General features: G+C 40.7%; 17 protein-coding genes and 4 tRNA genes. 18 read left to right on the top strand and 3 right to left on the bottom strand.

Annotated features, from left to right (window positions below):
• Positions 1 to 52: 52 nt before the first annotated feature.
• Entirely contained in the window at positions 53 to 769 is a 717-nt protein-coding gene (locus J7E67_RS02135; protein ID WP_214716245.1) for a DUF554 domain-containing protein, read from the top strand.
• Between the two features lie 44 nt (positions 770 to 813).
• Here the strand turns inward: J7E67_RS02135 and yyaC are convergent, their stop codons facing one another.
• A complete protein-coding gene (yyaC, locus tag J7E67_RS02130; RefSeq protein ID WP_214716243.1) occupies positions 814 to 1,434 on the bottom strand; it encodes a spore protease YyaC in 621 nt (206 codons plus the stop codon).
• A gap of 162 nt (positions 1,435 to 1,596) precedes the next feature.
• On the opposite strand from yyaC, the gene J7E67_RS02125 reads away from it, so the two are divergent.
• From J7E67_RS02125 to J7E67_RS02115, 3 genes are all read left to right on the top strand, one after another.
• Positions 1,597 to 2,463 (top strand): mechanosensitive ion channel family protein, encoded by an 867-nt coding sequence (locus J7E67_RS02125; protein ID WP_168241419.1) that lies wholly within the window; start codon positions 1,597 to 1,599, stop codon positions 2,461 to 2,463.
• A gap of 14 nt (positions 2,464 to 2,477) precedes the next feature.
• A complete protein-coding gene (locus tag J7E67_RS02120) occupies positions 2,478 to 2,675 on the top strand; it encodes a DUF951 domain-containing protein (protein WP_026568062.1) in 198 nt (65 codons plus the stop codon).
• An 82-nt stretch (positions 2,676 to 2,757) separates the two neighbouring features.
• Positions 2,758 to 4,764 carry a molybdopterin-dependent oxidoreductase gene (locus tag J7E67_RS02115; RefSeq protein ID WP_214730837.1) on the top strand — a complete coding sequence of 669 codons (2,007 nt, stop codon included), beginning with the start codon at positions 2,758 to 2,760 and terminating at the stop codon, positions 4,762 to 4,764.
• A gap of 51 nt (positions 4,765 to 4,815) precedes the next feature.
• Here J7E67_RS02115 and J7E67_RS02110 read toward each other — a convergent pair whose 3' ends face one another.
• Positions 4,816 to 7,101, bottom strand: a complete 2,286-nt coding sequence (locus tag J7E67_RS02110; protein WP_214730836.1) for an SH3 domain-containing protein — start codon at positions 7,099 to 7,101, stop codon at positions 4,816 to 4,818.
• A gap of 326 nt (positions 7,102 to 7,427) precedes the next feature.
• Between J7E67_RS02110 and ychF the strand changes: the two genes are divergently transcribed.
• From ychF to dnaB, 8 genes are all read left to right on the top strand, one after another.
• Positions 7,428 to 8,528, top strand: coding sequence for a redox-regulated ATPase YchF (gene ychF / locus J7E67_RS02105; RefSeq protein ID WP_214716237.1), 1,101 nt, complete (start codon positions 7,428 to 7,430; stop codon positions 8,526 to 8,528).
• A 360-nt stretch (positions 8,529 to 8,888) separates the two neighbouring features.
• Complete coding sequence (rpsF, locus tag J7E67_RS02100; protein ID WP_088084870.1) at positions 8,889 to 9,176, top strand: 30S ribosomal protein S6; 288 nt, start codon at positions 8,889 to 8,891, stop codon at positions 9,174 to 9,176.
• Between the two features lie 59 nt (positions 9,177 to 9,235).
• Positions 9,236 to 9,754, top strand: a complete 519-nt coding sequence (gene ssb, locus J7E67_RS02095; protein ID WP_088084869.1) for a single-stranded DNA-binding protein — start codon at positions 9,236 to 9,238, stop codon at positions 9,752 to 9,754.
• A gap of 49 nt (positions 9,755 to 9,803) precedes the next feature.
• The gene (gene rpsR / locus J7E67_RS02090; protein ID WP_214716236.1) at positions 9,804 to 10,043 is read left to right on the top strand and encodes a 30S ribosomal protein S18; all 240 of its coding nucleotides are present in this window, start codon (positions 9,804 to 9,806) and stop codon (positions 10,041 to 10,043) included.
• A 123-nt stretch (positions 10,044 to 10,166) separates the two neighbouring features.
• Positions 10,167 to 11,111 (top strand): YybS family protein, encoded by a 945-nt coding sequence (locus J7E67_RS02085; protein ID WP_214716235.1) that lies wholly within the window; start codon positions 10,167 to 10,169, stop codon positions 11,109 to 11,111.
• A gap of 25 nt (positions 11,112 to 11,136) precedes the next feature.
• On the top strand, positions 11,137 to 13,110 hold the full coding sequence (locus tag J7E67_RS02080; RefSeq protein WP_214716234.1) for a DHH family phosphoesterase: 1,974 nt from the start codon (positions 11,137 to 11,139) through the stop codon (positions 13,108 to 13,110).
• Positions 13,107 to 13,556 carry a 50S ribosomal protein L9 gene (gene rplI / locus J7E67_RS02075; protein ID WP_214730835.1) on the top strand — a complete coding sequence of 150 codons (450 nt, stop codon included), beginning with the start codon at positions 13,107 to 13,109 and terminating at the stop codon, positions 13,554 to 13,556. The genes J7E67_RS02080 and rplI overlap by 4 nt, the downstream gene beginning before the upstream one ends.
• A 190-nt stretch (positions 13,557 to 13,746) precedes the next feature.
• Positions 13,747 to 15,102, top strand: a complete 1,356-nt coding sequence (gene dnaB / locus J7E67_RS02070; RefSeq protein WP_214716232.1) for a replicative DNA helicase — start codon at positions 13,747 to 13,749, stop codon at positions 15,100 to 15,102.
• A 445-nt stretch (positions 15,103 to 15,547) separates the two neighbouring features.
• On the opposite strand, the gene J7E67_RS02065 is transcribed toward dnaB, so the two are convergent.
• Positions 15,548 to 16,465: a nuclease-related domain-containing protein gene (locus J7E67_RS02065; protein WP_214730833.1), complete on the bottom strand. Its 918-nt coding sequence runs from the start codon at positions 16,463 to 16,465 to the stop codon at positions 15,548 to 15,550.
• A gap of 223 nt (positions 16,466 to 16,688) precedes the next feature.
• On the opposite strand from J7E67_RS02065, the gene J7E67_RS02060 reads away from it, so the two are divergent.
• The 6 genes from J7E67_RS02060 (at position 16,689) to J7E67_RS02035 (ending at position 20,516) form a co-directional block, all read left to right on the top strand.
• Positions 16,689 to 17,981 (top strand): adenylosuccinate synthase, encoded by a 1,293-nt coding sequence (locus J7E67_RS02060; RefSeq protein WP_214730830.1) that lies wholly within the window; start codon positions 16,689 to 16,691, stop codon positions 17,979 to 17,981.
• Between the two features lie 314 nt (positions 17,982 to 18,295).
• Positions 18,296 to 18,371 (top strand) — tRNA-Lys (locus tag J7E67_RS02055).
• Between the two features lie 36 nt (positions 18,372 to 18,407).
• A tRNA-Glu gene (locus tag J7E67_RS02050) sits at positions 18,408 to 18,479 on the top strand.
• Between the two features lie 65 nt (positions 18,480 to 18,544).
• Positions 18,545 to 18,621: transfer RNA gene (locus J7E67_RS02045), tRNA-Asp, on the top strand.
• Between the two features lie 7 nt (positions 18,622 to 18,628).
• Positions 18,629 to 18,701, top strand: a tRNA-Phe gene (locus J7E67_RS02040).
• Between the two features lie 393 nt (positions 18,702 to 19,094).
• On the top strand, positions 19,095 to 20,516 hold the full coding sequence (locus J7E67_RS02035) for a peptidoglycan DD-metalloendopeptidase family protein (protein ID WP_214730828.1): 1,422 nt from the start codon (positions 19,095 to 19,097) through the stop codon (positions 20,514 to 20,516).
• Positions 20,517 to 20,612: the final 96 nt, after the last annotated feature.

The raw sequence follows: 20,612 nt of genomic DNA, 5'->3' as shown, positions 1-20,612 counted from the left end.
TGATAGTTTATTAGGTATATATTTCGAAGGTCGAAGAAAAAGGTGAAATAGGATGTTTTTTTTAGGAACACTTGTAAATGGGCTGTTAATAGTCATTGGAACGCTTCTTGGGAAGTTGTTAAACCGCATCCCAGAAGGAATGAAGGTTACTGTCATGTATGCCATCGGGTTGTCCGTCATGGTTTTAGGGTTGCAAATGGGCTTGAAGAGTGAAAACTTTCTCATTGTTATTATTAGTTTGGTGGTTGGAGCTGTAGCCGGCGAGGCTCTCAAATTAGAGGATAAATTAAATGACTTAGGTATATGGCTTGAGCAGAAAGTCGGCTCTAACAATGGAAAAGGGAGTATCTCAGAAGGGTTTGTCACTGCTACACTCATTTTTGTGATTGGGGCGATGGCGATTATTGGTGCACTTGATAGCGGCATCCGCGGCGATCATGCTGTCTTGTACACCAAATCATTGATCGATGGATTTACGGCGTTAATCTTAACGACAACTTTAGGGATAGGCGTTATTTTTTCTGCGATTCCGGTTGTCCTTTATGAAGGGTTGATTGCCCTGTTTGCTACCCAGATTGACCAATTTGTTCCCCAAGCATTAATGGATCAGTTTATTGTTGAAATGACGGCCACGGGTGGGATCATGATTTTTGCGATTGGCCTAAATTTAACCGGAATGGTGAAAATTAGAGTAGCCAATCTGCTGCCAGGCATTGTTGTAACGGGACTGATTGTAACCGTTCTTTATTATTACCATCACTATTTGTAATCAATGGAAAAAAAGAGCAATCGGATATAACACCGTTTGCTCTTTTAATTTGTTTTCTCTTCTTCGAGCCAATTTAAGTTTAATTCCGTCCAGGTTTGTTTAGGGTATAAAATGCTTGCTTGATAGATCCCATTGGCAATCGTTTTTGCCATTCTCATGACAAGATTTAAGCGGGTGTTTTGCAGGACAAAAAACTCCATAAATCCGCTGACATTGACGATGCCGGTGATATGTATATCTCCGACCGCTGGTAGTTCTTTGTTTACTCCAGCTCCTGGTTTGACAGGACCATTTCCTAATTGAATGACTCCGACATTTTTAATCCTGCCCAAACAAGCATCAATCCCAATAATATAGGGGTCATCATGTTTTGCATGGATTTCCTTTAGTTTTTCAGAAAGATTGACGGCATGAATCGGTTCATCTAATGTTCCGTATACATAAAACGACCTTATACCCTTTTCTTCCAGCAGTGTCCCAACAAGTGGTCCTAATGAATCCCCTGTGGAGCGGTCGGTACCAATACATACAAAGACAATTGGGCGCTTTGTCAGACTGGGAATCACAGCAAGTAACTCTTCAGCTAGATTTTCAGCCGCATGCAAATCATCGTGGCTGATTCGCGTCTTAGCCCTCCTGTCAAAAAAACTGGTCTTCAGATTCATTAAGTCACTCCCTCACAGTAAATAGTCTTATTAGTATACGGAATTTTCAGTAAATCTATACATGAACTGGGGAGAAAAAGGAAAATTCATTATGCTATTAACTGCGCAGAATAATTGCTAAAATAGATGTGGATTATGAAGTTATTAGAGGATGGTGTCTGAATGAGTCTCACACAAAAGGGAATGCAAAAATTAATCGATAAATTTCAAAATGAAGATACATGGTTGAATATGGGGGAAGCCCTTCTAAAAATCCTTGCGATATTGGTCATTACCAATATCTTAATTCGAATTGGAAAATTGATGATCCATAATATCTTTAAAATTAGAAACCTCTCTCCGCTCAATACATCAGATCGGCGTGAAGAAACGCTCTCAAGGCTGCTCGATAATGTCCTTTCTTATGTGGTTTATTTTATCGCCTTTATGATGATCCTTTCTGTGTTAGGAATTGATGTAAAAGCACTGATTGCGGGGGCGGGGGTTGTTGGTTTAGCCGTTGGTTTTGGTGCACAAAGTTTAGTGAAGGATATTATTTCTGGCTTTTTTATTATTTTTGAGGATCAATTTTCAGTCGGTGATCATGTTCGCATAGGACAATATGAAGGTAATGTCGAAACTATAGGGTTAAGAACCACAAAAATAAAAAGTTGGACCGGGGAACTGCATATTTTACCAAATGGCAGTATCATCGAAGTAACCAATTTCTCAATAAATAATAGTATCGCTGTTGTTGATATTGCCATCGCCTATGGTGAGGACATAGCGAAGGCGGAAAAGGTAATTGAGGATACCATTCAGTTTATGCCTGCCCAATATGAAGAGTTAGTTAAAGCCCCTGAGCTATTAGGGATTCAAACAATGGGTGCGACCGAGGTTGTTTTACGGGTTGTCGCAGAAACACAGCCAATGAAGCAAGCGGCCGTTTCTCGAAATATTCGCAGGGATATCAAGCTACAATTAGACGAGAATGGCATTAAAGCTCCAAATCCAAGAGTGGTCATGTATGGGTCTGAACAACCTAAATAAGGGGAGATTTTGCAATGGAAGAAAAAGAATTTGCCTTAAATGATGTTGTCGAGATGAAGAAACAGCATCCCTGTGGAACAAATCGTTGGAAGGTGATCCGCATGGGGATGGACGTTCGGATCAAATGTGAGGGCTGTGGTCACAGTGTCCTCATACCAAGGAGAGAATTTTCAAGGAAAATGAAGAAAATTTTGGTGAAGCATGAGGAGTAACTCTTGCTTCTTTTTTTTGCCAAACTATATTATTCTTATTAGAAAAGTAGAAATAGAATTTTGCACATAGGGGGTGGGGAAATTGGTACAAATACGTCAGGCAGCATGTCCGTTAAATTGCTGGGATAGCTGCGGTTTTAATGTGACAGTCGAAAATGACCGGGTTACTAAAGTAGAAGGAGATCCCTCCCATCCAATCACACAAGGGAAAATTTGCGGACGGGGACGGATGCTCGAAACAAGGACAAACTCCTCGCAACGGTTGTTGCATCCATTAAAAAAGATAAACGGTCAATTTGAGCAAATTTCCTGGGAACAGGCACTCAATGAGATCGCTGATAAATTAATACAAATAAAAGAACAGTACGGTTCTACTGCTGTTTTACACAGCCATGACTATGCGAATAATGGCTTATTGAAAAACCTCGACCAGCGTTTCTTTAATTGCTATGGCGGTGTGACCGAGCTTTACGGCTCGCTCTGCTGGGGAGCAGGAATTGAAGCACAAAAGTGGGACTTTGGTGATGCTTACAGCCACGAACCAGATGATCTTTACAACAGCAAAAATATTATTGTCTGGGGACGAAATGTTGCCCGCACAAATATGCACTTTTACGAAAAGCTTTTAGAAGCGAAAAAGCGTGGCGCGAAACTAGTGGTCATTGACCCTATCTTTAATGCAACGGCGAAAATTGCCGAAGACTATATATCAATTAAACCTGGGATGGACGGACTATTAGCGGCGGGAATTATCAAGGAAATGCTCCGCTTAGGAGTGGAAGACCGCAGCTTTATTGAGCAATTTACCGCTGGCTTTGATGAGGTTGAACAGCTCCTTAACAGCATCTCGATCGAAAAAATTAGTGAAATGACGGAAGTCCCTTGTGAAGTGATCACTAAATTAGCTCATGTTTATGCGGACAAACCAACTTCTACCTTTATGGGGCTTGGCTTACAACGCTATAAAAATGGGGGCAATACGATTCGCTTCATTGATGCCCTTGTTGCATGCAGCGGGAATATTGGCATTGCGGGCGGCGGCGCCAATTATGCCAACCTTCAAGTTGGGCAGAGCTTCGTGTTTGAGGAGTTGACCCTGCCAACTCGCAAACAAAAGCAGCGCCAATTTTCAATTATGAAACAGGCAGAAGAAGTGTTAAAGGCAATAGACCCAGAAATTCAGATGATTGTTGTGACGTGTGGGAACCCCTTGACCCAGGTGCCTGACACCCAAGTGGTTGAAAAAGCCTTCTCTTCCGTAGCGACGCTGGTGGTGATTGAGCAATTTATGACGGACACCGCGCAACTCGCGGATTATGTGTTGCCGACCACAACTGCCTTTGAGGAAGAGGATATTTATTATTCTTCGATGTATCACCATTATGTGAATTATGGTCCTAAGCTTGTAGAAGCACCGGGTGAAGCAAAACCAGATTTATGGATCTGGACTGAATTAGCGAAAAGACTTGGCTTTGGTGAGGATTTTGATTTTACAAGACAGCAATTCCTAAGAATGGCCTTTCAAGCATTGGAAGAAAAGGGTGCATCTCTAGAAACTTTAATGGAGAAGCATACATTAGAATTGCCGGTACTCGCCATCCCATGGCAGGACCGAAAGTTTAAAACACCATCCGGTAAGTTTGAATTCACTGCACAGTTAGGTCAACGTAACGGCAGCGCTGGACGGTTAACCTTAGCCGTACCCGCAGAGTCTAAATGGGAAAATCGGAAGCTTGCTGAAAAATATCCATACAGTCTGTTGACCATTCATCCGATGCGCTCCAATCACTCGCAGAACTACCACCTTTACCCAGTGATACCAAAAGTGAAGGTGGAGGTTGCCAAAAATATTGCTGAGGTTCTCGGGTTGCAAAAGGATGATTTTGTAAGGGTCTGGAATGACCGCGGCGAAGTAAAGGGTTATATTTCGATAGCAGCGGCTGTCCATCCGAATACCATTAATATCGATGAAGGAATTTGGAAGCAGTTTGGCGGGTCCGTTAATCACCTGACCTCGAGCGGTGCATCTGATAATGGCCTCGGGAGCACCTTATATGATTGTCTCGTGAATATTGAAAAGGTCCATTAATTTATAACAGAAAAGGGGGCTGCTCAGCGGCCCCCTTTCTCATAACTAGACTTATTTATATTTCGGGATCTCTAGTACTAGTTTATAAGAATCTATTAAATTATATAAATTGTATATTTGGTGGACTTGCTTGGCAGCCCAGCCGATATCTGACGCATATTGATGTGTTGCACTACCGCTTGTTACTGTTGAACCTGGATTCCATTTCATTTTATAGAGGGTATCCTGCCCTGCGTTAATATATCCGTTGGCAATAAATTGTGCACCGCCGAGAATAGCCTTCTCAGGAGTAAACCAACCAGCATTATAAGCAAATTGGGCCCCACTGGTGACCGCAGTTTGATCATAAGCACCAATTCCGAACATATTATAAACAGTTTTTCCATTAATTTGGACGCCTTGAGCCAGTTGTGATTTACCTTTATTTGTTTCTAATAAAGCATGGGATATTAAGTAAAGTTCATTTATTCCATATGTATTTCCAGCCTTGATAAAGGTGGATGCTAATCCTTGCAAACTACCTTTTCCAGACAGAATTCTTTCATTAACCTCTTTAGCACTTATATTGGCTGTCACTGACAGTTTAAGAAATTGCAGGGAATCGACCGTATTCTTTTGGAAATTATTTGGATCCACATAATAGGTAATATCTTCCGTACTCGCATTTACCCAGGTTTTATTAAATTTTACTTGGTACCAGTTATACCCATCTGTCCCCTTTAGTTTACCAAGAATTTGTAGAGTATCCTGCTTCTTCACTTGGCCGACTACCCAATAGGCAGGACCAGCTCCACCTCTTACATCCCAACTCGATCCATTGACTGTCCCGCTTGTTTCACTAGTTAATGTTAAGCCATCAGCTCTGATGTACGTATCATATGACTTGTCTGTTTGTGGATTAACTGCCATCTGCTTTTGTACCAAATCAGATAAGGGAATGTCATAGCTTTCAATAACCTTATCAATGGTTCCATCAGTGGTATTGGGATTAAAGGGCGGAGTTGTTGACAAGTATTGCGTGCTGACATATCCCGTTTTTCCATTGGCCGCTACTTTAGCCCAACCATTTCCTTCGGAAAGAATCGTGACAAGGGTTCCTCTTGATAACTTTGTAACGATAGAGGCGCTCCCAGCAGCGCTAGAACGCATATTTAAGCTGGAACCATATATAACATCCACATATTTTGTCTTCGTAGTTTCTTTACTCGGTTCCGAATTATTGTTCGCAGTATCCGATCCAACAGGGGGAGTAGTTTCAGATAAATAGTGAGCTTGGACATAGCCCGTTTGCCCATATGCTTCTATTTTAGCCCAGCCCTTTGCTTCAGAATGAACGATGACTTTCACCCCACGAGCTAATTTAATCAAAATGGATGTATTCAATGAGGCACTTTTGCGCATATTTAGAGTGGAGCCTAGGTTGACATTTACATATTTGTTTATGGTCGTTTGTTTATCCGGTATTTCGTTCACAGGAGTAGAACTTACTTTCGTAGTAGAAAGATATCTAGAACTTACATACCCCTCTTTCCCATTGAATTTTACTTTAGCCCAGCCCTTTGACTCGGAATAGACCTCTACTTCAGTTCCATTTTTTAATTTTTCAAGAACTGTTGAACTGGTTGATGGACCTTTCCTTAGGTTCAAGGTAGAGCTAGCACCAACATTTACAACCTTTTTTGTGGTTTTCACAGGGGGAGAAGCTGATGTACCCGTACTAGGATTTTTGCTTGGACTCGTACCAGATAGAAAAGCAGAACTTACATAGCCCGTTTTTCCATAAACCTTAATTTTCGCCCAGCCACCCGCTTCAGAATAAACCATTACCGCCGTCCCTTTTGCAAGTTTTACAATAATCGATGCACTTGTTGAAGTACCATTACGCATATTTAACGTGCCACTTTTTACATTTACGTATTTAGTTTTGGCGGTTGTCGTCGATGATGAGGGGATATTGGTCGGACTTTTGGATGATAGAAAGCCCGAGCTGACATAGCCAGTTTTACCGTTCACGTTTACCTTGGCCCAGCCCTTTGTTTCAGAATAGACGGTTACAGCCTTCCCTTTTGATAGAGTAGCAATGATAGCTGAACTAGTTGAAGTACTTTTCCGCAAATTTAATGTCCCGCTGGTGACATTTACATACTTGGTAGTCTGAACACTATTACCACTGATTTGTGTAGAACTTGTTTTTTCGGCAAAAATTGTTTCCTCAAAAGCAACGGTAGACAGCACTGCAAAACAAAAACTCGGTAGTAAGGCTTTTTTTACAATACTTCCTGAAATCCAGGGTCCATCTGACTTTTTAGGTACTTGTTGTGTGTTTGTCTTTTTCATTACTCCTCCTCCAAATATCTATTAGTCTATTTTTCTAGTTAAACTATCAAGTAATGTTTGTATTAAATTTTACCATATTTACTAAATAATATAGGGAAATTTGTAGAAAGAGGGGGGATCAGTTTGAAATTTCGGTCTCTTTTTATCTATATTTGGCATTTGTTGACATAAAAACAAATCTTTGTACCTGATTTCTGTTATTGTCGTTACCATTAATCATTCTTGTCTTTTTACATTGAAATGCCTATAATTGTGAAAGACTTGTCTTTTTATTATCAGAACTAATTTTATTTAAAATAGATCTTATTTTTTGAGGAGTGAAATAAATGGCATTAACAGCTGGTATCGTAGGTTTGCCGAACGTTGGTAAGTCTACTTTATTTAACGCAATTACCCAGGCAGGGGCAGAATCGGCCAATTACCCCTTCTGTACGATTGACCCGAACGTCGGAATCGTTGAAGTACCTGACGCCCGTCTGCAAAAATTAACTGAACTTGTTCAACCAAAAAAGACGGTTCCCACCGCTTTTGAATTTACCGATATTGCCGGGATTGTTAAAGGCGCAAGTAAAGGTGAAGGACTCGGAAATAAGTTCCTCTCACATATTCGCCAAGTGGATGCGATTTGCCAAGTAGTCCGCTGTTTTGCAGACGATAACATTACCCATGTATCTGGTAAAGTCGATCCTATCGATGATATTGAAGTCATTAACTTGGAGTTAATTCTTGCTGACATGGAATCGGTTGAAAAGCGGATTAACCGTGTTGAAAAATTGGCTAAGCAAAAAGATAAGGAAGCAGCGGCTGAATTTGAAGTCCTCTCCATGCTCCGAGATGCGTTTGAAGCAGAGAAACCAGCTCGTACCGTTGATTTTACGGATGAACAAATGAAACTTGTTAAAGGTCTGCATCTGTTAACAATCAAGCCTGTTCTTTATGTAGCCAACGTGAGTGAAGATGATATTGCCGATCCTTCTGACAATGAATATGTTCAAAAGGTACGCGAATTTGCTGCTGCAGATAATGCAGAAGTGATCGTGATTTGTGCGAAGATTGAAGAGGAAATTGCTGAACTCGAAGGTGAAGAAAAGCAAATGTTCCTATCGGAGTTAGGCATTGAAGAATCCGGCCTTGACCAATTAATCCGTGCGGCCTATCACTTGCTTGGCTTAGCGACCTATTTCACAGCAGGTGTTCAAGAAGTTCGGGCCTGGACCTTCAGAAAAGGAATGAAGGCACCGCAATGTGCGGGAGTTATTCACTCTGATTTTGAACGCGGCTTTATTCGCGCCGAAACCGTTTCTTATGAAGATTTATTAGCAGCTGGCAGTCATACCGCAGCAAAAGAAGCGGGCAAGGTCCGTTTAGAAGGTAAAGAATATGAAGTAAAAGACGGCGACGTCATCCACTTCCGTTTCAACGTATAATATTTCAAGCTCTGCAGGATTTGCAGAGCTTTTTTTAATTGGAAAGGCTATGTTAAAGCTCATTGTTGATTTTGGCACTATGTTGATTGGAGTGGAAGGCGCGAGACTCCTGCGGGAGTACGGTGCAGGGGAGACCCCGCAGTCGCTTAAGCGACGAGGAGGCTCCCCGAACCGCCCGCGGAAAGCGAAGCGCCTGGAGCGGAAATCAACAGGCAAGTTTAACAGCGCTAGTTGGAAAAAATCTCAATCCTGTGAATGAGATTGCTTTTGTTAAATAACTATGCTATAATTTCAACTTGTGAGTAATGAATAATTGCTCCTTGCCCAAATGGGCCGTTAGACCAAAAGGAGGTGACTGTGATGAATAAGTACGAAATCATGTACATCATCCGCCCAAATATTGAAGATGAAGCTAAAAAGGCTCTTGTAGAGCGTTTTAATACAATTCTTCTTGATAACGGAGCGGAAACTGCTGAAACAAAGGATTGGGGTAAGCGTCGTTTAGCATATGAAATCAACGATTTCCGCGACGGATACTACGAAATCACTAAAACAACATCTTCAGCTGCTGCAGTACAAGAATTTTCTCGTCTTGCAAAAATCAGCGAAGATATCATTCGCCATCTAGTAATTAGAGAAGAAGCTTAATAATAGATTTGAAAATGTTTCATGTGAAACATTTTCTGAAAAAAAAGGAGTTGATTCTGATGATAAATCGTGTTGTTCTTGTTGGCCGTTTAACCAAAGACCCTGAACTGAAATATACACCAAATGGCATTGCAGTTGCTACATTTACTCTTGCAGTAAATCGTCAATTTTCAAATCCCCAAGGGGAACGTGAAGCAGACTTTCTTAACTGTGTAGTTTGGCGTAAGGCTGCTGAAAATGTTGCCAACTTCTTGAAAAAGGGCAGCTTAGCAGGTGTTGATGGTCGAATTCAAGTTCGTACTTACGAGCAGGATGGAAAACGTCAGTATTTTACTGAGATTGTGGCAGATAATGTTCAATTTCTTGAGCCTAGGGGTTCTTCAGGCGGAAATGGTAGAAACGACAACAATCAATTCGGTGCTCCACCAAGGGAACCTCAAGGGAATCCTTATGGCGGCGGCAATCAGAATCAACAACGTCAAAACCAAAACACGAATAATGGTTTCCAAAGAATGGACGAGGATCCGTTTGCAGGTAATGGTCAAATTGATATTTCCGATGACGACCTTCCATTCTAAACAACCTTAAATGAACGATAAACTAAAAATGATAAAGGAGGGAATTTTCATGGCAGGAGGACGTAAAGGCGGTCGCGCAAAACGCCGTAAAGTATGTTATTTCACAGCAAACGGTATCTCTCGCATCGATTATAAAGATGTGGATTTACTTAAGAAATTTATCTCTGAGCGTGGAAAGATTTTACCACGTCGTGTAACTGGTACTAGCGCTAAATACCAACGTAAATTAACAGTTGCAATCAAACGTTCACGTCAAATGGCATTACTTCCATTTGTTTCAGGTGAATAAAAATAGATAAGTAAAAAGGCAGTTAGGGTTATCCCTGCTGCCTTTTTGTTATACTCTAGAGTTGAATAGAACACCTTATATCGCTAAAATAAAGAATAGCTTTGTAAAATTAGGGGTGAAGTAGTGAAAGATGTACGCAAGCTTACAGAGGGTGCTGTTCTTTTGGCGGCCTTTGCTGCGCTATTATTAATAACGATTTATGTTCCTGTCGTTGGATCAATCCTAAACCTGGTACTGCCGCTGCCATTTATCATGTTTTCTGTTAAAAATAATCTGAAACTGATTGCCGCCTTTTTAGTAGCCGCCATATTTATTGCATTTATTGCAGGCTCTTTAATGGGAGTTGGCTTAATGCTGATTTATGGTTCGGTTGGTGCTGTTATTGGCTATTTGCTCCAAAAAGGCAAGAGCCGGACGTTCATATTAATAGCTAGTTCCCTTACATTTATGGCTGGCCTTGTGATTTCATATGTTGTCATGGTTGCTTTTATGAAAATCGATATTATCCATGAACTTACTGTAGCGTTAAATGAATCAGTTAAAAGCTCTGAGGTAATGCTTAAAGCAATGGGAAGAGAAGACCAAGTTGAACTCTTAAAAGAGCAAAATGCCTTAATGCTTAAGCAAATCGTAACGCTTGCACCAAGTGCTCTGATTTTCGCTTCCATCCTTTCCTCTTTTATTACTCAATGGATTTGCTTTCCAATTGCGAAGAGGTTTGGGGTGAACGTACAGCCATGGGGCAGTTTTCGCAACCTTGTCCTGCCTAAAAGCCTTTTATGGTATTATTTAATTGCCTTAGGGATGATGCTGCTCTTTCATCCGCAAGAGGGAACTTACTTATATTCTATTTTAATTAACGCCAGGTACATATTAGAGACATTTATCATGCTTCAGGGTCTGGCTCTTTTATTTTTTATTTTCCACCAAAAGTCGGTTGCAAAGGGACTTGCTGTGTTAGTTGTAATTCTTACTTTCATGATTCCAATAGTCCGTTATATAATAATGTTATTAGGCATTACTGATTTAGGCTTTGATTTTCGAAAGCGATTTGAAATGAAAGAGTAAGATTCACGACTAGGAGCTGAAAATATTGCCTGCATTTTTAGAAAAGCGGTCGATTCGTTACCCTTTTTATGGGTTAATAGGCGTTACAGTGGTATTGATCATTGCCTTGTCCTTCTATAATTGGACCATTAGTGCAGCCGGGCTGTTTATCATGCTCTTCCCGCTCTACTATATGTTTGTTGTTGACCGCCGCCAAAGAAAAGAAATGGAAGAGTACATCGCGACCCTTTCTTACCGGGTTAAAAGAGTGGGCGAAGAAGCATTGATGGAAATGCCAATCGGGATTATGCTTATTAATGATGAGTATTATATCGAATGGACAAATCCATTTCTAGCCTCTTGTTTCGATGAGGATACCTTGGTCGGAAGATCACTTTATGATGTCGCAGATACGCTGATCCCGTTAATTAAACAGGAAGTAGAGACAGAAATCATTACGCTCCATGAACGAAAATTCCGTGTGATTCATAAACGGGAAGAACGGCTTTTATACTTTTTCGATGTGACGGAACAAAAGGAAATCGAAAAAATGTATCAAAATGACCGAACTGTCATTTCGATTATCTTTTTAGACAATTATGATGATCTTACCCAAGGGATGGATGACCAGATGCGTGGCAGCATCAATAATTTGGTGACGTCAATCCTGAATAAATGGGCGCAGGATAATGGGATCTTTTTAAAAAGAATTTCATCTGAACGATTTATGGCTGTGTTTAGTGAAGGAATTCTTCAGAAGTTGGAAAAAGGTAAATTTACGATTCTTGATGAAGTAAGAGAGATGACTTCCAAACAAAACGTCTCATTTACCTTAAGTATTGGCGTCGGAACAGGCGTTTCTTCCCTGCCAGAATTGGGGGTTTTAGCCCAATCAAGCTTGGACTTAGCCTTAGGCAGAGGCGGCGATCAAGTGGCCATTAAATTGGCAAGTGGCAAGGTGAAGTTCTATGGCGGTAAAACGAATCCAATCGAAAAGAGAACCAGAGTTAGGGCACGGGTCATTTCGCATGCCTTAAGGGATTTAATTATGGCAAGTGATAAAGTGATCATTATGGGCCATAAACATCCGGATATGGATTCGATTGGCGCTAGCATTGGCATTTATAAAGTAGCCCAAATGAATCAGAAAGATGCTTATATCGTTGTTAACATGCAGGAAATCGACAATGGTGTCAAACGGCTCATGTCGGAAATCCGCAATCAAGAGCAATTATTTTCACATTTTATTGGTCCGGAAGAGGCGCTTGAAATCGCATCTGATAAAACCCTGCTCGTCGTCGTCGATACCCATAAACCTTCCATGGTCATGGAAGAACGGCTTCTTAATAAAATTGATCATGTCGTTGTGATTGACCATCATCGCCGCGGTGAGGATTTTATTGCTAATCCTTTACTTGTTTACATGGAACCTTATGCTTCATCGACATCAGAGCTGGTGACTGAGTTTCTTGAATATCAGCCAAAACGGGGTAAAATCGAAATGATTGAAGCCACCGCTCTCTTGGCGGGTATCATCGTCGATACAAAAAGTTTTACGTTACGAACAGGCTCAAGAACGTTTGATGCGGCCTCCTATCTAAGAGCACATGGAGCAGATACGATCCTCGTTCAAAAGTTTTTAAAAGAAGATGTTGATACATATATCAAACGGTCCAAGTTAATTGAGTCTGTTACCTTTTACCGTGATGGGATTGCCATTGCAAAAGGAACTGCAAATGACTTTAATGATCAAGTGATTATTGCCCAAGCAGCGGATACATTGTTAACAATGGACGGAGTGCTTGCTTCCTTTGTTATCTCCGAGCGCAGCGAAGGGGTCATTGGCATCAGTGCAAGGTCACTCGGAAACATCAATGTCCAAGTGATTATGGAAGCCCTAAAAGGCGGAGGGCACCTGACTAACGCCGCCACACAGCTGAGTGGTTTATCGATCGCAGAAACGGAAAGTAAATTAAAGCTAGCAATTGATGAATATTTTGAAGGAGTGAAAAAAGAATGAAAGTAATTTTCTTAAAAGACGTGAAAGGTAAAGGGAAAAAGGGCGAAGTCAAGAATGTAGCTGATGGTTATGCCCATAACTTTTTAATTAAACAAGGTTTAGCAAAGGAAGCCAATAACGCGAATATTAGTACGCTGGATGCACTTAAGAAGAAGGAAGAAAAAGCAGCTGCCGAAGAATTAGCGGAAGCACAAAAATTAAAAGAGGTATTGGATCAAATTACGGTGGAATTAACTGCTAAAGCTGGTGAAGGCGGCCGCTTATTTGGTTCGATTACAACAAAGCAGATTGCTGAAGAATTACAAAAGAAACATGGTATTAAAATTGATAAACGCAAAATGGAATTAGCGGATGCGATTCGTACGCTTGGCCACACAAAGGTTCCAGTAAAGCTTCATCATGAAGTAGTCGCAACGTTAACCGTTTCTGTTACCGAAGTAAAATAAAAATTTTCCCAGTGCGAAATCGCTGCGGAACATGATAGAATATAAAATGTAATCAACACCATGTGATCGGTCTTAACTGGTCACTTTTTTCTTTTTTGGATTTGATATGATAGTTTAGAACTTTGATAATTGCTGAGCTTTTGCTATTTTAATATAAATCATCCTCTTCATGATAGGAGGTTTTTGATAGATGAATGACTTATATGCGGACCGGATGCCGCCGCAAAATATAGAGGCCGAACAGGCTGTGTTAGGGGCGATTTTTTTAGAACCTGCCTCTTTGATTTTAGCTTCAGAAATATTAATTCCTGAGGATTTTTATCGTGCTTCCCACCAAAAAATATTTAATGTCATGCTTAGTCTAAATGATCAAGGGAAAGCAGTTGACTTAGTTACGGTAACTGAGGAGCTTGCAGCTGCCAAACTGATTGAGGATACAGGCGGGGTTAGTTATTTAGGGGAATTGGCCGCCTCTGTTCCGACAGCAGCAAATATTGAGTATTATGCAAGAATAGTTGAAGAAAAGTCATTACTTAGAAGATTAATTCGTACCGCAACAAGCATTGCTTCGGATGGATATTCCCGCGAAGATGAAGTGGAAGCTCTCTTAAGTGAAGCGGAGAAAAGTATTATGGAAGTGGCGCAGCGAAAGAATGCCGGTGCTTTCCATAATATCAAGGATGTACTTGTGCGTACGTATGACAATATTGAGGAAATGCATAACCGTGTTGGGGACATTACGGGTATTTCAACAGGATTTGCGGAACTGGACCGAATGACAGCAGGATTCCAGCGTAATGACTTAATTATTGTTGGAGCTCGTCCTTCCGTGGGTAAAACAGCGTTTGCCTTGAATATTGCGGCCAATGTGGCGACGAAAACGAATGAAAATGTCGCGATTTTTAGTCTGGAGATGGGTGCCGAACAGCTGGTTATGCGTATGCTTTGTTCTGAGGGGAATATCGATGCGCAAAGGCTTCGTACAGGTTCCCTGACGGATGAAGACTGGGGTAAGCTGACGATGGCGATGGGCAGCTTGTCGAGTTCAGGGATTTTTATCGATGATACTCCAGGGGTTCGAATCAGTGATATCCGTTCCAAATGCCGCCGTCTCCAGCAGGAGCATGGTTTAGGCATGATTTTAATTGATTATTTGCAGCTGATCTTAGGAAGCGGACGATCTGGTGAAAACCGTCAGCAGGAAGTTTCTGAGATTTCACGTTCCCTAAAGCAATTAGCACGTGAATTAAAGGTTCCTGTTATTGCTCTTTCTCAGCTCTCCCGTGGTGTCGAGCAGCGACAAGATAAACGCCCGATGATGTCCGATATCCGTGAATCCGGAAGTATTGAGCAGGATGCCGATATCGTGGCGTTCTTGTATCGTGATGACTACTATGATAAGGAATCAGAGAATAAGAATATTATCGAGATTATTATTGCCAAGCAGCGTAACGGCCCGACCGGAACAGTGTCGTTAGCCTTTGTTAAGGAATATAATAAGTTCGTCAACCTCGAGACACGGTATAATGATCCGCCGGGTGCATAGATTAAGGCTAGCCAAGTTTTTTTGGCTAGCCTTTTTTGTGTGTAGATTAATAGCGACTATTGGTCGTGGAGGCTTAGATAATGGATCAGCGGTGATTAGTGGAAGCGACTAATGCCCGTGGATGCAGAAAAAGAGGTGGAACCGGAACCCTGAGAGTGGTATGGTGCCCATTGGAGTAAAAAAAGAGATACAACGGTAACCATAAGAGCGTTATGGTGCCCGTTGGAGTAGAACAAGAGGAGGAACGGTAACCATAAGAGCGTTATGGTCCCGTTGGAGTAGAACAAGAGGAGGAACGGTAACCAAAGGAAGTGCGTGATGCCTTTTGAGGTTGAAAAAGTGACTCAACGTTAATCAAAGGAGCTTATGATACTCTCCCGCCCCTTTGAGTTAAATTCATTTACATAGTGCACATGATTTAATAAAAGGTATCACTTAGGACTGACTAATCATTCGAAAAGACATAATTTGCTGATTTACCGTGCCCTATGTATTTAAAGTTCCTAGCAAGAATCCTCCTAATAGTTTTCTCCGACTTAATAATCTTACACCACTCAAAAATAGCCTTTGTGGTAATTTTTCGATCAGGAAAAAGAAGCATCAATTCAGTTACACTCCGTAAAACAGCCGACTCTACTCCCTCCGTGCAGCCACAATTGCCACACACCAATTTCGTTCCCTTAAGATCAGAAAAAAAGGAGTAGCATTTCGGACAAAGGGTCCCTTTTTCCAATTGACCATAAGCGTAAGCTGGTAAGCGCGGGTACGGTAGGTCGATTAGATGAAGAGCTACTAATTGCTCAGCTAATTTGAAGTGTCTTTTATTCAATTTTGCCGGCTTCGTATTTAACTTTTTCAAAAAGCGGTTCAGCTGTGTTGGAAAAACAATAGAAGGATTTATTGAGGTTTGATATAAATGAAACTCGGGGTTAATGAAGATAAGGTAGGATTCCAGCGGATAATGATATCTGAGGTCGCGGAGCAAGGATCGAAGCAAAGTTTCACAACGGCTCAATTGGTGTAACGGATTCTTTCCGTCTTTTTTAGCGCTAATATACCATTTATCACCTTCAACATAGTGGTCGCCTTCATAATTTTTCACATCTAAAGGGTAAATGGTGTCCTGCGAAATAAGTAAGGTATCAATTTGAAATTTAGAATTGTTATACTCAAGTAATAAATCATGGATAATAAGCCAATCCTCGGAAAGCCCTTCTAACCATACATCACTCTTTTTCTCCCCTTCGTATCCTTTTTTAAGATTTAAATAGTTAGTTACTTCCTTATCTGATAAACTCATTCGAACATTTAATGATCTTAAAATTATTATTTCCGATCGCTCTTGCCGATGTTTAATAATCATATTCCACATCCTTATTATTATTTTACGAAACTATAATTCTATTTTATGGAAAAATATCCAAATTTGCAAGATGCGATATTGATAGTTTCCTAAATTAATATTTTACGAACATAATAATATGTACTTATATAAAACGTTCGTGTTTTGTTTGCTTTTAGCCATGAAAGTTGGTAAACTTGTGTATGGAAAATAGAAAATCGCATTTAATTTGGAGGTGCCTTATATGTCATCAGTAGTAGTGGTTGGGACGCAATGGGGAGATGAAGGAAAGGGTAAAATTACCGATTTCCTTTCAGAAAATGCCGAGGCAATTGCCCGTTACCAGGGAGGAAACAATGCAGGACACACCATTAAGTTCAATGGAGAAACATACAAATTACATCTAATTCCATCAGGAATATTTTATAAGGAAAAAGTCTGTGTAATTGGAAATGGTATGGTTGTTGATCCAAAGGCACTTGTAACCGAACTTGCCTACTTACATGAAAAGGGCGTTACAACCGATAATCTTCGTATCAGTAACCGGGCCCATGTCATCCTTCCATATCATTTAAAACTTGATGCAGTGGAAGAGGAAAGTAAGGGCGCTAATAAAATTGGAACGACTAAAAAAGGGATTGGACCTGCCTATATGGATAAGGCAGCTCGCGTGGGGATTAGAATCGCTGACCTGCTCGAACACGATGTATTTGAAGAAAAGCTTGATCGTAATTTACAAGAGAAAAATCGTTTGTTCGAACGTATTTATGAGACTACAGGATTTACGAAGGAAGAAATCCTAGAAGAGTATTATGAATATGGTCAGCAAATTAAACAATATGTTTGTGATACATCAGTTGTATTGAATGATGCCTTAGATGAAGGCAAACGGGTTCTTTTTGAAGGCGCACAGGGTGTCATGCTTGATATTGACCAAGGGACATACCCATTCGTGACCTCATCTAACCCAGTAGCCGGCGGTGTGACGATTGGGTCTGGTGTCGGACCATCTAAAATCACTCATGTGGTTGGAGTGTGTAAGGCATACACTTCTCGTGTTGGTGATGGACCTTTCCCTACTGAACTAAATGATGAAATCGGCGATCGCATCCGCGAAGTTGGTCGTGAATATGGCACAACAACTGGGCGTCCTCGTCGAATTGGCTGGTTTGACAGTGTGGTAGTTCGCCATGCTCGCCGTGTAAGTGGCTTAACCGACCTGTCCCTCAACTCGATTGATGTACTATCGGGTATAGAGACATTAAAGATTTGTACTGCCTATCGTTATAAAGATGAATTGATTACAGAATATCCTGCAAGCTTAAAGGTTTTATCACAGTGCGAACCTGTCTATGAAGAATTACCTGGCTGGAGTGAGGATATTACTGGAGTTAAAACATTAGATGAATTACCTGAAAATGCACGTCATTACGTGGAACGTGTAACACAGCTTACTGGAATTCCGTTAACTACGTTCTCTGTTGGACCAGATCGTAATCAAACAAATGTAGTCCGCAGCCCATGGAGACAAATCTAAAAGCGGAAGCGCCTTGGCGCTGGAGTTATATAGATCTAATTGATAAAATGAAGCCCTCGATTTTGAGGGCTTCAAATCTTTTAAAAAGTTTTTTTAAAAAAAGTATTGCGTTGAATAGATAGTCCGTGATATTATAAAAAGCGTCGTCACAATACGACAAAGTTTTTAGTACGAGCCATTAGCTCAGTTGGTAAAGCACGATCGAATAAGCTTCCTTGAAATAGCATCAGGGCACACGCCGAGCTGCTACTTGAATAAGCTTCCTGAGGCGTGGGCATCCGGCGAATTAATGGATTAGAGAATCATTTTAGTACGAGCCATTAGCTCAGTTGGTAGAGCATCTGACTTTTAATCAGAGGGTCGAAGGTTCGAGTCCTTCATGGCTCACCAAAGTTTTTTGCTTTTGCAAAATAACTTTTAATATATGGCCCCTTGGTCAAGCGGTTAAGACACCTCCCTTTCACGGAGGTAACACGGGTTCGAGTCCCGTAGGGGTCATGGCTTTTGATTGTCAGTAAGAGGCTGGCAAGGACGGTTTCCTTGCTGACAATCAATTAAATATTGGTCTGGTAGTTCAGTTGGTTAGAATGCCTGCCTGTCACGCAGGAGGTCGCGGGTTCGAGTCCCGTCCAGACCGCCATATAAGTGGCTCAGTAGCTCAGTCGGTAGAGCAAAGGACTGAAAATCCTTGTGTCGGCGGTTCGATTCCGTCCTGAGCCATAAAAAGAGAAGCTTGCATTTGCAGGCTTCTCTTTTTAGTTAAAAATTGCGATTGTAATCCCAGTGTAATAAAACCACCTCTTTTTTACAAAAGAACCATTAGTTTTTGTCGATTATTGTAATAATTATATCCTCCTCCTTCAGAACTAGAAAAACCCTTATTTAATAGGGACTTTCCCCTACTTTTTAAAAAGAAAAACACGGAAATCTAATTAGAATATTTCACGTAAATGTAGGTAAATGTCAGTAATTATACATTTTTGTTACAGTATAAAGACTATTAATCTATTTACAAAAAATTATGTTAAAGTATAGAAGGTCTAAAATACTGGGGAATTCTTTAGTGGGTAAACACTAGATTAAGAGGGTTTTACCGTGGTTTAGGGAGGAAAAATGCTACTTTTCAATAAGGTATCAAAAACAAAAAAGTTATTTCTTAAGACAACGATTGCTACTACAATCGCTTCATCGCTGATTGCATTTAGTAACGGACCGGTTGCTTTTGCAGATACATCAAAATCAACCAAGGATTATGACGTATATCTGGATGGTACATATATAGGAAATATTGCAGATAAAGCTGTTGTAAATAAAATAATTGCTGCAAAAGTCGATGACAGCAACAATATCGATCAACAGGTGCAAAACATTCCATATCAAGTATTTCCTTCTGCTGCAAACAATCAAGAAACAGTCCGAACTATTAAGAGTATATTCCAACTTCAAACAGAGGCCTCTGCGATTATTATTGATGGTAAGCCCGTTGTTTACGTAGATAATCAAAATACAGCTGAAGAAGTTATGAATAAGCTAATCCAACAATACGTGCCGGAGGATCAATTAACCGAACTTAAGGCCAGAAAAGCTTCCGTCAATTCGACATTACCAGCATTAAAAGAAAATGAGTCTCGTCTATTAGACGTTCGATTATCAAAAAATGTTTCCTTTTCAGTAGAAAATATTGTTCCAGAAAAAATGATGTCAGCCGAAGAAGCAGTAACCTTTTTACAAAAAGGTACATTAGAAGAACAGAAATATGTGATTAAAGAAGGCGATGTGCTCGAAATGATTGCACAAAACCACGACTTGACACTGGCGGAGATCTTAGCAGTGAATCCCGGACTAAAAGGGGATACGCTCTTAAAAATCGGCGAAAAAATTAATATTACCGTTCCAAAACCATTTATCGAAGTGATTATTGATAAAGAAGTAAATAAAAAGGAAGAAATTCCATTTAAAAATACAGTTGTTGAAGACTCTTCCTTGCTAAAAGGTGAGACAAAGGTAAAACAAGAGGGGAATAGTGGCTCGCGGTCTGTTACCTATAAAATTACTGAACAAAATGGTGTAGCAGTGCAGAAAGTGGAGTCAAATGCGACAGTCCTTGAACAGCCTGTGAATCAGATTGTTATCAAAGGAACAAAAGTCATTCCGTCTCGTGGGGAAGGAAACTTTGCTTGGCCGACTGTAGGTGGGTATGTATCCAGTAAACAAGGGCCTAGATGGGGCAGAATGCACAAAGGCATTGATATTGCCAGACCAAGCAACAGAACAATAAAGTCAGCCGATAATGGCGTCGTTGTTTCTGCTGGCTGGGGCGGCGGTTATGGGAATAAAATTGTCATTGACCATCAAAATGGTTTCCGTACCATTTATGGACACATGTCGTCGCTCAAAGTTAGGGCAGGCCAGACGGTTTCAAAGGGTACTAGTATAGGTGTAATGGGAGCTACGGGAGATGCAACAGGTATACACTTGCATTTTGAAGTGTATAAGAATGGCAGCCTAGTAAATCCACTTTCCTATTTAAGATAAAAGGTAAGTCTCTAGATGATACTAGAGACTTTTCTTATTTTTATGGCTGTGTTAAAGGTTATTGTTGATTTTAAAGCCTACGTTGATTGGGGCGGA

This window comes from Bacillus sp. ISL-46, assembly GCF_018613205.1.
The sequence above is the reverse complement of the archived record's forward strand: the minus strand, read 5'-3'. Positions and strand labels throughout refer to the sequence as shown.

Coding starts and splice junctions, on each gene's coding strand:
- J7E67_RS02135 (WP_214716245.1), top strand. CDS start 53: ATGTTTTTTTTAGGAACACTTGTAAATGGGCTGTTAATAGTCATTGGA.
- yyaC (WP_214716243.1), bottom strand. CDS start 1,434: ATGAATCTGAAGACCAGTTTTTTTGACAGGAGGGCTAAGACGCGAATC.
- J7E67_RS02125 (WP_168241419.1), top strand. CDS start 1,597: ATGAGTCTCACACAAAAGGGAATGCAAAAATTAATCGATAAATTTCAA.
- J7E67_RS02120 (WP_026568062.1), top strand. CDS start 2,478: ATGGAAGAAAAAGAATTTGCCTTAAATGATGTTGTCGAGATGAAGAAA.
- J7E67_RS02110 (WP_214730836.1), bottom strand. CDS start 7,101: ATGAAAAAGACAAACACACAACAAGTACCTAAAAAGTCAGATGGACCC.
- ychF (WP_214716237.1), top strand. CDS start 7,428: ATGGCATTAACAGCTGGTATCGTAGGTTTGCCGAACGTTGGTAAGTCT.
- rpsF (WP_088084870.1), top strand. CDS start 8,889: ATGAATAAGTACGAAATCATGTACATCATCCGCCCAAATATTGAAGAT.
- ssb (WP_088084869.1), top strand. CDS start 9,236: ATGATAAATCGTGTTGTTCTTGTTGGCCGTTTAACCAAAGACCCTGAA.
- rpsR (WP_214716236.1), top strand. CDS start 9,804: ATGGCAGGAGGACGTAAAGGCGGTCGCGCAAAACGCCGTAAAGTATGT.
- rplI (WP_214730835.1), top strand. CDS start 13,107: ATGAAAGTAATTTTCTTAAAAGACGTGAAAGGTAAAGGGAAAAAGGGC.
- dnaB (WP_214716232.1), top strand. CDS start 13,747: ATGAATGACTTATATGCGGACCGGATGCCGCCGCAAAATATAGAGGCC.
- J7E67_RS02065 (WP_214730833.1), bottom strand. CDS start 16,465: ATGATTATTAAACATCGGCAAGAGCGATCGGAAATAATAATTTTAAGA.
- J7E67_RS02060 (WP_214730830.1), top strand. CDS start 16,689: ATGTCATCAGTAGTAGTGGTTGGGACGCAATGGGGAGATGAAGGAAAG.
- J7E67_RS02035 (WP_214730828.1), top strand. CDS start 19,095: ATGCTACTTTTCAATAAGGTATCAAAAACAAAAAAGTTATTTCTTAAG.